Raw genomic sequence first — 12127 nt, 5'->3', positions numbered from 1 at the left:
AACTTACGCTGACTGGTTTTTATTATCTTCTTTAATTAATAATACATTCCAACGAACAAGTAATGTTACACCGAATACTAAAATAGCAGCAATGTAAATTAACCAATAAATATGCCCTGTTAAGACTTCAATTAATCCACCAAATAAAATTTGTCCAAGTGGGATACATAAAGTAGCAAATGCTGAACCAAACGCTAAAATTTTTCCTAACATTGAACTTTCAGTGGCTTGATATAAATAAGTCGCACTTAAAACATTAGCAATTCCAAGCACTCCCATGATTACTATTCCAAACACTGTAAACAATGCCACACTAACTAACGCTGAACTACGACCACCTTGGAATAAAAAGACAGACACTCCCATCATTGCCATTGAAATCGACGTTAAATAGAGTAAGCGATGCACGCGTTTAATGTGAAACTTCGCTGGCTTCCATGTAATAATGAGTCCACCTAGAATCATCCCTAGTGCAATCATTCCCTCAGCTAATCCATAAACTTCAGCCGATAATCCGAATGTCACCTTAATTAAATAAGGCGCTGCGACACTGAATACCGGAACCAAAAATAAATTATAAAACCCTGAGAATAAAAGCATACGGAACACAATCGGATTTTTATATCTTAAATACGTATAACTTTCTTTCATATCTGAAACAAAAGCCGAAGCAAAGGCTTCTTTTCCCTCTTTTTTCTCATGAGGAATATCTAAGAATAGCTCTAGTATCGCAGAGAATAAGAAACTCACCATATTCAACACAACAACCCCGGTAATCCCAAAGAATCCATATAACATCCCGGCAAAAATTGGGCCTAAGAAATTACTCAATGACGAAACTTGTTGAATAATCGCATTCGCACGAACTAAATTCTCATCTGCGACAATCACTGGAATACACGTGCTGACAACTGGTTGATAAATCGTTGAAATCGTTGATAACAAGACCATCACCGTTGCAATAATGAATACATGATCATTGCCATTAAACACAACACCTGCATAGGCCATTAATAAAACCGCACTTAATACATCTAAAAGGACCATTAACTTTTTCTTATCTCCGCGATCCGCTAACATCCCAGCAATCGGTGAAATAAGAACGACTGGAATCATTGAAATCGCCAAAATCGTCGCAAAAACACTCGCTGATCCCGTTAAATCTAATAAGTACAAAGATAAAGCAAATCGCTGAATCGAACTCCCAAATAAAGAAATGATTTGCCCCAATACTAAGATATTAAAATTTTTATCATACAACTTTTTCGACATAGCGTCTCCTTTTTAACCCTTACTTCTCAATATTAAAATCCACACAGATTGGATACTGCTTGCTCTCATCTAATTGTAAGGTTGCTTCAATACCATACAATGTACGTAAATTATCCTTTGTAATCACATGAAGTGGATGACCAGAAAACACGACCTGTCCATCCTTCACCCCAACTAAATAATCGGCAAATTTCGTCGCATTATTAAGTTCATGTAACACCATGACAATCGTGCGATTTTCTTCTTTATTTAACTTTTGTAATAACAATAAAATTTCTAATTGATGCGCCATATCTAAATAAGTTGTCGGCTCATCTAACACTAAGATTTCGGTATCTTGAGCCAGCGCCATCGCAATCCAAGCACGCTGACGTTGTCCACCTGATAAGCTATCCACCGGACGTTCTGCAAATTCAGCAATTCCAGTTACCTTCATCGCCCAATTCACCATCTCAACATCTTCTTGTTTTAAACCACCCATTGCACTTTGATAAGGGAATCGGCCATAAGACACTAATTCTTTCACTAAAAGACCTGAGGGAACAATTGGACTTTGTGGCAAGACAGCCATTTTCTTAGCAATCTCTTTGGGTGCTTGTTGTTGAATACTTACACCATTTAATTGGATTTCACCTTTTTTAGGTGTAATGATACGAGCAATGGTCTTTAATAACGTCGATTTTCCACAACCATTCGATCCAATAATCATCGTGATTTTTCCTTTAGGAATCTCTAAATTCATATTTTTAATAATATATTTTTGTTCATATGCCACATCTAAGTCTGTCACTTTAATAGCTTCCATCTTGTTCCTCCGACACTTCTTATTCTTTTAGCATTAAATAGATAAAATACGGTACCCCTACAATCGCAATTGTAATTCCAACTGGAATTTCAATTGGTGAGAAGACATTTCTTGAAATTGAATCTGCAAATAATACAATGATACAGCTAACGATAGCTGCCATTGGTATTTGTCTTCTATGAACCGGTCCCACTAAACGTTTCGCCACTTGTGGCCCTAATAATCCAAGAAAAGCAATATTTCCTGCAACAGATGTTGCTAAAGCGGCCAATGTAATCGCATAGATAAATAAAATCTTGCGCTCTTTTTCAACTTTCACCCCAAGGCCAATGGCAATTTCATCACCTAAATCTAATACGTCTAAAATCTTTGATTTCCAAATCGTTAATCCCAAGAAAATTAAAGCTAATGGAGTAATCAAATAGAAGAACTTCCAACTACTTCCCCACAAACTTCCGCTAATCCACGTTAACACTTGGTTATAATCACCTTGTGCCATATTTAATTGATATAACGAAATGAACGCATTAATCCCCACATTCACTCCAATTCCTGTCAGAATTAAACGAGTGGGTGAGACCCCTTTTTTATAACTTAAACGATAAATAAGTAGCCCACTTATCAAACTACCCACAATCGCGACAATCGGCATCACGAATAATGAGGCGTCTCCAATCGTACTATAATACGTCGTTTGCCCTGAAGAAATTAACAGAACAACTGCTAAAGCAGCCCCCGCATTAATTCCAATCATTCCAGGTTCAGCTAACTCATTTCGTGTCACACTTTGTAAAACACACCCTGATGTCGATAAACAAACCGCTACCACCATCGCAACGCAGATTCGAGGTAATCGAATATCAAAAATTGTCGTTGACTGAAGCTTAGATCCCCCACCAAATAAAGTACTCACCACTTCACCGATGGACATCGTATAACTTCCCCAACTAACCACTAGTAAAAAGACAGCAACCAAAAGAAGACTCATGATGATACTGACGATCATTAAACGTTTTTTCAATCCTAACTCTCCTTTCTAACCATCCAAATAAATAAGGGCACACCAACTAATGACGTAAATAATCCAATCGGTGTTTCATACGGTTGATTCACTAATCGTGCGAGCACATCTGCCCAAATAACAAGCGTAGCCCCACATAAAAAAGACACCGGCATAATCACACGATAATCTTGCCCTAAAATTTTACGAACAATATGGGGGACAATTAAACCGACAAACGCAATATTTCCAGCCACAGCCACACACACCGCACACATCGGAATAATTAGCAACAATGTCTGCATTCGGATTCGCACGGGATTTTGTCCTAGCCCAATACAGACATCTTCACCTAAGTTGACAATATTAATTTTAGGCGCTAAAAAAAGGGAAATAATTGTCGCAATTCCGCCCACTATGATGACTAATTGAACACTCTCCCATGTCGTGGCACGAAAACCACCCGAAATCCAAAACGCTAAATTTTGTGACTTATTCGTTAGTAATGCGATAACGGTCGCCATTGAAATAAAGAACGTACTTAATGCCGTTCCGGCTAATAGTAAGCGCGACATATTCATATTTCGTGCACTTTTCATACTAAATCCAAGCACTAGCAATCCACTCACTAACGCTCCAATAAAAGCTGCTAACGTATTACCGAGTAGCCCATATAAACTAGAACTAGCACCTACTAAAGCAATCGCAAACGTTGCTCCTTGTGTAATCCCCATTAAAGATGGTTCCGCTACAGGGTTTCTTGTGACACCTTGCATCATGGCCCCTGTAATACCAAGAAGACCGCCTACAAAGGCGGTACAAATAACTCTTGGTATTCGAACATCTCTAACTAATTGCATATCTAAAACATCTTCGTAATGAAAGATACTATCCCATACAGTTTGCAAAGGAATACTCTTTGCACCTGCACAAATCGCAACAATTAGCCCGATTATTGCGAATAAACTACACGACGTAACAAGAAAAACTAATTTCTTATTCATGCATGCTCGCTAATAAATTTTGTACTTCTTCAACGAACACTAAACGTCCAATTGGGCTATAACCTTGGTTAAAGTATGGACTTGCAGGTAATGTAACTACATTTCCTTCTTTCACAGCTTTCGTACCATTCCAAATACTGCTTGCTGTTAATGTTGCTAGATCTTCATCTGTTCCGATAGCAAAAATATAATCAGCATCGATTTCTGCTAACCCTTCAAGTGAAACAACTGGTAAGCTAATATTTTCTTGTTGAGGCATCCCAGCTGGTTTTGCTAATCCCATATCATTATATAAAATTGATCCAATACCAGCTTGGTCGAAGATAAATAAGCTTCCTGCACTTGCTAAAAATGATAAATATGAACTATCTTCTCCATAAGTTGCCTTAATTTGTTTTCCAACTTCTTCAGCTTTTGCTAAATAGTCATTAATCCATGCTGTCGCTGCTTCTTCTTTACCGAATACTTTTGCAACGTGCATGAAATCTTCTTTCCAATCTACTTGCTTCATTTCAACCATGACAACTGGTGCAATTTTTGATAATTGATCATACATTTTCTCTTGAACCGTTGAGATTACAATTAAATCAGGTTCTAAAGCAATAATCGCTTCAACATCCATTTCAGCTAACATGCTATAACCTAAAATTTGTGCATCACCTAACACATCTTCTAAATAAGTAGGGAATTTCGTATAATCATAACCATCACTATTTGCTGTTCCGATGACGTCATATCCTAAAATAGATAAAATATCACTTGCTCCACTAATATCAACAATACGTTTTGGATTGACCGGGATTTCAACTTCACCTTTTACATCCGTTACCGTACGCATTTCAACATTTACATCTGAACCTTTATCACTGCTAGAACATCCTACAAGCCCTAACATTAAAACAAAAACACTAGTTAATAATAAAACTGTCTTTTTCATATTAACGCTCCTTTTTTATTTCTTATAAACTTTATAGTTAGCACCCGCTAACTGATAAGAGAATTATACAAAATAAGCTTCTTGCAGACAAGTTTTTCACCTTTTTTAATTATTTTATCATCTTATATAATTATTATTCTTTTATTACACGAATAAATTTACTATTAGTATGTCCTAACTTCCAGTTATCTTTCATCTGCAATAAAAAAAGGTGTAAGAAATTATCCTACACCTTTCTATATATAAAGTAAAAAATAATCTAGATATTTCAATTCATACTTAGTTCTTAAAATACTTTGATAGTGGGTCACCTATGCTACGTAACGAAGTTCGTAGCTTTCCTCCGCTGATAGGGTTTGGGTCACCTACTCTAACTGAAAGTTAGGTATCCGCCGCTAGTAGGGAATGGGTCACCTATGCTACGTAACGAAGTTCGTAGCTTTCCTCCGCTGATAGGGTTTGGGTTCCCTGGCATTTTCGAAGAAAATGTATCCTCAATTGCTAGGGCTTGATTCACCTAGAAGATTGTCAAAGATAATCTAATCCTCAACTAATAGGGCCTTAATTTTCACTATAGAAAATTTGTTGCAACTTATATATTTTTATTCTTGATCCCACTGATGATTTTTAATCCGCTCATACTCTTCCATGGTAATTGTTAAAATTGTTCCATGCTTAAATCCATATGGAAAACTAAATGACGCATCCGAACGGACAAATTTTCCTTCATCAATATTCTCTGAAATAAATGGGACATAGCCTTGTCCCGCTCCACGAACACCGTAATAGTCTAAGAATAAGCACCACTTCCCATTTTCTAAACGTACAGCCGTCGGCGCCTCATAAACATGTGGCGCTAAATCAGCCATACACTCATCAAATGCTTTAATGCGCGTATACGGTCCTGTAGCATGATCTGACTTTAACAATAGATTCTTAGCAGGTTTGTCCTCACTCTTTACAAACATATAGTACGTTCCATTATCTTCATAAATAGCAGAATCAATCACACCACTATCCTCTTTACGATATAACACCTCAGGTTTTGAGAAAGTCTCAAAATCTTTCGTACAACTATAATAAATCCCTTTGAATCCATTTGAATAATCTTTATGTAGCGAAGACCAATGAATGACATAATCCTCATTTTCTGAATCAAAAATAATATCTGGTGCCCATAGACATCCGAAATTTTCATCTACAAGTTTCACTAAACGTTGTTCCGACCAATTCACTAAGTCATCAGATTCCCATACCGAGAAATTTTTACTGCCGTTAACCGAAATCTCATACCAAGAATTATGATACTGATTGCGCATCCCATAAGCTAAACTTAAATCTGTCGCAAAAATATAAAACTTTCCATTATCTTTACGACGCGTAATTGTAAAATCGCGAACGCCCTTATCACCATAATAAGCCCACAAAACAGGGCGCCCATTGTTCACTTCCTCCCAATGGAATCCATCTTTACTCAAACCAAAATAAACTTGCTCACCATCTGGTGTCGCCTTTTCTCTAAAATGAACAAATAAATACGCTTGCATCTTCCACTTTCCCCTCTCATTAACGAATGAATCACACATCAGCCTACAAGTTTAGTCCCCTCTCTTACAACACTTGCATGTTAATCAAATACAACCATATATTATCATTATAACCTTATTTTTAAAAGCACTTTCAAATAAAAAAAGGAGTTTAATTCTAAAAATTTTCAACTCCTAAATGCTTTTATTCCTCAGCTTGTTTTAAAAAGTGATTCGTTGGAAGAAGCGTAATAATCAGCATAACAATACTAACTAATAAGCCAATAACTGACCAAACTAGTCCACTTGTTGTCCACTCAATAACGAGATTAACCACATACAAACCAACAAACCACCAACCTGATAATCCCGTATCATGATAGCGACGAACGGATAAACTCAATGACGGGATAAGAGCTGCTAAACTATAAATAGCTAACAAACCTCCAAACAATGAGACAAAAACAGTACTCGCAGAAAAACCATCCCCATAACTAACGGCAGATGCCATCATGCCAACAAAAGAAAGACCTAATCCAAATCCTAAAACGGCACCAATAATCACATTCCAAAGAACAACAAACCAAAACTCACGTCTTGATGCACGACCACTAAAATTAAAATAATTTTTCCAAAATGACTTAAAAGCCCCTACAAATGTCATCCTAATCCCTCCTAAAACCACATTAAAATCTAACTACAATATATATTCTATGTTTTCATCATCAAAACGTTCTCTCAACTCCTCCCTTTCAATAAAAAAACAAATTTACCTCAAATGCGATACCATCCCATGAATAAAATAATCCTTTATCATAAACGTTTTTAAAATTATGGATGTTTTTTATCAGCCTTTTGCCCTCACTAATGTTCATATAATATGTTAGCAAGACTATTATCATAAAGAGAGTGAATATTATTCTATCCGGTAATTACGATACACTTTTAAACTTTGATGCATTTGCTGGAATAAGCAGTTATAAGTATGGATTCACAGACAGTGAATTTTTAGCCTTTATTGCCGATTTAGATCCTACTGAGTACATTCTAGTCATCACTGTCGTAACTATTTTAATTAATATCAATTTAAATATCTTTGAGCAATATGTCGTTTCTGGAGCCCTCCTTGATATCGCTGTCACTAGTCAGAATATGGTTCAACAAAGAGGATTCCAATTAGCTCGCCAAGGAGAAGCCGTGAGTCAATAACGAAGTGAATATCGACAAGAAAACTTTGACAACCTTTATAGTGAAATAGATAGACTAACGGAAGAATTAAACCAACTAAAATCAAAGATATTCCCTCAACAAACCGATTAGTATTAAAAAATAATACAACACTTTTTTATAAATTCAATTTACTTCCTACTTAATATCAATACAAATCCCTTCCTAGTTGATTTACCGTTATACGTTTTCCATATTATCCCAAAAACAAGCGCCACAAAATCTTAGTATGCATCTTTCTAACTATGATCCCCTCACTTCAAGTACTAGTGCCTATCATTTTCTTTCTCTTTTTACCTCCCCTTATACTAAGACCGACACCCGATCTATCAAAGCCCCTCTATCTCTACCAAAACATTCGAATTATATTTAAACCTTATTGATAGATTCTCTTATATCCAGTTGACCCATTGTCACCTGTTTTGCCACGTTATCTCAAAAAAAACAAGTGCTACAAAATCTTAGCATGCATCTTTCTAACCACGATAACCTCAGTTCAATTGCTAGTATCTGTTCATCTCACTAAAGAAGTTTTAAAATAAAATTGAGGCGATGACAGGGAGAGCGAATCAATGGGATTAGGGGTGAGCTTGCTCACCTACTAATAAGAATAGCCCATCGGTAGAAGCTCTCCCTTATAATATCGCCTCATAGATTTTCTTATTTTAAAACCATCTACTGTTCTTGTCGATCAATGTACAACGCTAGCCACTTGACCTGATACCCTCCCTGTGCATCTTAGTATAAAAAAAGACAGCATCTTAAAGATACTGTCTAAATTCTTAGCGTTGTTTTTTAGCTGGGCGGTCTTGGCGAACTAAGCGCACAACGGCTTCAACATGAGACGTTTGTGGGAACATATCCACTGGTTGAATATAGTCCACACGGTACTTCTTCGTTAATTCTTTTAAATTCTTAGCTAACGTCGATGGATTACATGACACATACACAATCGTTTTTGGTTGCACACGTTTTAACATCTCGATTAGCTCAGTTCCTAATCCTGTACGAGGAGGATCCACAATCACGACATCTGGTTTAAATCCTTCATTCGCCCATTTCGGTACGATTTGTTCTGCTTTACCAACGGCATAATATGTATTTGTTAAACCATTTAATTTTGCATTTTCTTTCGCATCCGCAATGGCTTGACGTGTAATATCCACCCCACGTACTTCACTTGCTTTATCTGCAACCCATTGACCGATTGTTCCAACACCACAGTAAGCATCAACCACTTTTTCGTTTCCTTTTAAAGCAGCTGCATATTTGACTTGGTTGTATAATTTAATCGTTTGTTCTGGGTTTAACTGATAGAACGCGCGTGGAGATAAATTGAACTTGAAGCGTCCTAATTCATCTGAAATGAATTTTTCTCCAGCGATGTGCTTCATTTCTTTTCCGAAGATTTCATGCGTATCTTCGTTGTTAATATTTAAATAAACTGATTTAACATCTGGGCAATATTTCATTAAGTCTTTCGCTAAAGCATTCATTTTTCTGAACTCGTTATTAGCGAATACGAATGTCACCTGGACCTCACCTGTTTTAAATCCACGACGAACGACAATATAGCGTGCCGTTCCTTTTTTCGTTTTAGGTGCGTAAGCGAACACTTTGTAATCATCTAATAAATCAACCGCATGATTGATGACTGTGTTAATTTCTTCATATTGAACATCACAATCTGTTACATTCACTAATTCACGTGAATTCATGCTGTAGAATCCAACCATAACCCCATCTTCGTCATATCCAACTGGCATTTGAGCGCGATTGCGGTAGTTATACGGATCTTTCATTCCGATCGTTGGACGGATATCACATTCTTCAGGATCTAAATTCGTATAACGTTCAATCGCTTGTGAAACGGCATCACGTTTAATACGAAGTTGCTCTTGATAAGACATATGTTGTAATTGACATCCACCACATTGTCCATAAACTTCACATGCGGGTTGCACACGGTGCTTTGATTTACGTTTCACACGTACCAGTTCCGCTTCCGCGTAACCACCTGCCACACGCGTACAAGTCGCAACCACTTCTTCACCCACTAACGTTCCTAGAATAAAGACCGCTTGTTTTTTATAATATCCGATTCCCTCACCGTTAATTCCGATGCGTTTAATCGTCACTAAAAATTCTTGACCAACCTTTAAAGGTGACATATTCATCTATTAAAACCTCCAATGCTTTGTTAAGCTATCCTTTATCTTACCACATTCCCTGTCATTTTACATCGAAATCCCTATATTTCATGATAACTTTCACACATTGATTTGATTATTTTAGAACCCAATGCTTGACTTTTTTATAAAAGATGCTAAAATAGGCTTAATTGAATATGTCTCTTGTTCTCTTTGATGAGTTAGAGGTGCGTGTCCAATGAGTAGGAATTTCGAGAGTGACGTCGATGACAAATTCTAAAAGGTGTCCACGCCGAAGTCTTGTTTGTGTCAACCAAACTTGTGCTGGTGTTATGTTGAATAAATTTAACACTGTCACTACAATTGTAGTGGAGGACTAATGATCGGAGAGTTAAATAATACTTGTCATCTATCGTCTAACAACCTTAGACTTTTTAGAGCCATGTATGAGTTTAACTCTGCATGGCTCTTTTTTCTTTATCAAAAGAACAGCTTCTTATTCAATTGCACTAACAATTGAGGAGAGGATTTATATGATTGGAACTATTTATGCGTTAATTCCGGCACTACTTACTATTGCCCTTGTTATTTTTACGCGCCGTGTCGTATTATCACTCGGGATTGGTGCCATCTCGGCTGCCTTTATTTTAGCCAATTTCAATCTCATTCAAACGGTTGAAACGCTTGGATCAACGTTTAGTGGACTTATTTTTGAAAAAGATGGATTAATCGGCTTTTTAAATGATTGGAACCTGTCGATTGTTTTCTTCTTACTTGCACTTGGCGCCATTACAGCTTACATCGTCTTATCAGGCGGAGCGTCTGCGTTTACAAAAGCGATTATCAAACACGTCAAAACGCGCGAAGGCGTTCAATATACGTCTGCCATTTTAGGAATTTTAATTTTTGTCGATGACTACTTTAATGCCCTAGTTGTCGGAAATGTCTCAAAACCGTTAGCTCAGCAACAAAAAATTTCACGAGCACGACTAGCTTACATTGTCGATTCAACGTCAGCACCAATCTGTGTGATCTCACCGATTTCAAGTTGGGCGACTGGAGTGATGGGGTCGATGGCAGTTATTTTTGCAAGTACAGGTGCGACGTACAATACGTTCTCTGCTTTCTTAATGACGATTCCTTATCATTTCTATGTGATTGTCTCAGTTATCATGGTCTTCATTGTCATTAAATACAATTTAAATCTTGGACTCATGAAAAAATACGAGACGGATACGATCAATGGGAATGATAGTTCTCTTACGAGTGCTGAAGTGGCAAGCGCTCACGGAGGCGACGTGGAGTCATCAAAAGGAACAGTATGGGATTTAATCGTCCCGATCTTGACCTTAATCGTCGTGACGGTGTTAACGATGGTGTATACTGGCTATATAGGGGCAATGAATAACACATCAGACTTCAACTTATTCTTCGCAATCTTAGATAACATCAACCTATCAACAGCGCTTCGCTTTGGTGGAGCAGCGGGATTAATCGTGTCAATGGGAATGGCATATCGTCATGTCATAAGTGGTGAAGTCACGCAGAACCAATATGTCAAAGCCTTCTTCTCAGGAATGAAGTCAATGGTTGGAGCCATTATCGTTTTATTATTAGCCTGGGCAATTTGTGAGTTAGTTAGTGCGTTAGATGCAGGTGGCTACTTAGCCTCTGTCATTACATCAGCGAACATTAATCCAAACTTCATCCCAGTTGTGATGTTCATTGTCGCAAGCTTCATGGCTTTTGCAACAGGAACGTCATGGGGATCATTCGGAATCTTACTTCCAATTGCTGGTTCAGTCGCAGCGGCGATTGATATGAATTTAATGATTCCAGTCATGGCCGCTGTTTTATCAGGTGCTATCTTTGGAGATCATGCCTCACCTATTTCAGATACAACCCTTTTATCAGCAACAGGATCAGGTTGTGATTTAGGTGCTCACTTTAACTCTCAGTTACCATACGCCCTTTTATCAGCTTGTATCGCTTCACTCGCATACATCGCATTTGGAATGACTGAAAGTTTAATGATTGCCTATCTCATCATCATCATTGGCTTCATCGCTACAATCTTTTATGCAAAATCACAAAACAAATCGGAAGCTATCCAAGAATAAGGTCGCTTCCAAAACAAAATCAAAGGTGGAAAAAATAATTATAGATAACAAAAGGAACTAAGTGCAGAGGGGAAACTGCATCTTAG

Annotated in this window: 10 protein-coding genes and 1 riboswitch; of the genes, 2 read left to right on the top strand and 8 right to left on the bottom strand. The window is 37.3% G+C overall.

Annotated features, from left to right (window positions below):
* Window positions 1-3: 3 nt before the first annotated feature.
* The 7 genes from NEH74_RS02680 to NEH74_RS02650 form a co-directional block, all read right to left on the bottom strand.
* On the bottom strand, window positions 4-1272 hold the full coding sequence (locus NEH74_RS02680; protein WP_262941052.1) for an MFS transporter: 1269 nt from the start codon (window positions 1270-1272) through the stop codon (window positions 4-6).
* 19 nt (window positions 1273-1291) lie between these two features.
* Window positions 1292-2077 carry an ABC transporter ATP-binding protein gene (locus tag NEH74_RS02675; protein WP_212725001.1) on the bottom strand — a complete coding sequence of 262 codons (786 nt, stop codon included), beginning with the start codon at window positions 2075-2077 and terminating at the stop codon, window positions 1292-1294.
* A 19-nt stretch (window positions 2078-2096) separates the two neighbouring features.
* Window positions 2097-3098 carry a FecCD family ABC transporter permease gene (locus tag NEH74_RS02670; protein ID WP_262941051.1) on the bottom strand — a complete coding sequence of 334 codons (1002 nt, stop codon included), beginning with the start codon at window positions 3096-3098 and terminating at the stop codon, window positions 2097-2099.
* 2 nt (window positions 3099-3100) lie between these two features.
* Window positions 3101-4081 (bottom strand): FecCD family ABC transporter permease, encoded by a 981-nt coding sequence (locus NEH74_RS02665; protein WP_055242375.1) that lies wholly within the window; start codon window positions 4079-4081, stop codon window positions 3101-3103.
* Window positions 4074-5018 (bottom strand): ABC transporter substrate-binding protein, encoded by a 945-nt coding sequence (locus NEH74_RS02660; protein ID WP_055242377.1) that lies wholly within the window; start codon window positions 5016-5018, stop codon window positions 4074-4076. The genes NEH74_RS02665 and NEH74_RS02660 overlap by 8 nt, the downstream gene beginning before the upstream one ends.
* 602 nt (window positions 5019-5620) lie before the next feature.
* Window positions 5621-6565, bottom strand: a complete 945-nt coding sequence (locus NEH74_RS02655) for a glycoside hydrolase family 43 protein (RefSeq protein ID WP_055242379.1) — start codon at window positions 6563-6565, stop codon at window positions 5621-5623.
* 184 nt (window positions 6566-6749) lie between these two features.
* Window positions 6750-7208, bottom strand: a complete 459-nt coding sequence (locus tag NEH74_RS02650) for a DUF805 domain-containing protein (RefSeq protein WP_055277090.1) — start codon at window positions 7206-7208, stop codon at window positions 6750-6752.
* Window positions 7209-7453: 245 nt separating this feature from the next.
* Between NEH74_RS02650 and NEH74_RS02645 the strand changes: the two genes are divergently transcribed.
* Complete coding sequence (locus NEH74_RS02645) at window positions 7454-7753, top strand: hypothetical protein (protein ID WP_147614372.1); 300 nt, start codon at window positions 7454-7456, stop codon at window positions 7751-7753.
* Window positions 7754-8553: 800 nt separating this feature from the next.
* Here NEH74_RS02645 and rlmD read toward each other — a convergent pair.
* Window positions 8554-9948 (bottom strand): 23S rRNA (uracil(1939)-C(5))-methyltransferase RlmD, encoded by a 1395-nt coding sequence (rlmD, locus tag NEH74_RS02640; RefSeq protein WP_055305782.1) that lies wholly within the window; start codon window positions 9946-9948, stop codon window positions 8554-8556.
* Between the two features lie 187 nt (window positions 9949-10135).
* Window positions 10136-10308: riboswitch (Lysine riboswitch) on the top strand.
* A gap of 146 nt (window positions 10309-10454) precedes the next feature.
* Between rlmD and NEH74_RS02635 the strand changes: the two genes are divergently transcribed.
* Window positions 10455-12041, top strand: a complete 1587-nt coding sequence (locus NEH74_RS02635; RefSeq protein WP_262941050.1) for a Na+/H+ antiporter NhaC family protein — start codon at window positions 10455-10457, stop codon at window positions 12039-12041.
* The last annotated feature ends 86 nt before the right edge of the window (window positions 12042-12127 follow it).

This window comes from Turicibacter sp. GALT-G1 (assembly GCF_025594995.1).
In the GTDB taxonomy this organism is placed as follows: Bacteria; Bacillota_I; Bacilli_A; order MOL361; family Turicibacteraceae; genus Turicibacter; species Turicibacter bilis.
The sequence above is the reverse complement of the archived record's forward strand: the minus strand, read 5'-3'. Positions and strand labels throughout refer to the sequence as shown.

What these genes read in the sequence shown, in the direction of transcription:
- NEH74_RS02680 (WP_262941052.1), bottom strand. Translation starts at nt 1,272, where the DNA reads ATGTCGAAAAAGTTGTATGATAAAAATTTTAATATCTTAGTATTGGGG.
- NEH74_RS02675 (WP_212725001.1), bottom strand. Translation starts at nt 2,077, where the DNA reads ATGGAAGCTATTAAAGTGACAGACTTAGATGTGGCATATGAACAAAAA.
- NEH74_RS02665 (WP_055242375.1), bottom strand. Translation starts at nt 4,081, where the DNA reads ATGAATAAGAAATTAGTTTTTCTTGTTACGTCGTGTAGTTTATTCGCA.
- NEH74_RS02660 (WP_055242377.1), bottom strand. Translation starts at nt 5,018, where the DNA reads ATGAAAAAGACAGTTTTATTATTAACTAGTGTTTTTGTTTTAATGTTA.
- NEH74_RS02655 (WP_055242379.1), bottom strand. Translation starts at nt 6,565, where the DNA reads ATGCAAGCGTATTTATTTGTTCATTTTAGAGAAAAGGCGACACCAGAT.
- NEH74_RS02650 (WP_055277090.1), bottom strand. Translation starts at nt 7,208, where the DNA reads ATGACATTTGTAGGGGCTTTTAAGTCATTTTGGAAAAATTATTTTAAT.
- rlmD (WP_055305782.1), bottom strand. Translation starts at nt 9,948, where the DNA reads ATGAATATGTCACCTTTAAAGGTTGGTCAAGAATTTTTAGTGACGATT.
- NEH74_RS02635 (WP_262941050.1), top strand. Translation starts at nt 10,455, where the DNA reads ATGATTGGAACTATTTATGCGTTAATTCCGGCACTACTTACTATTGCC.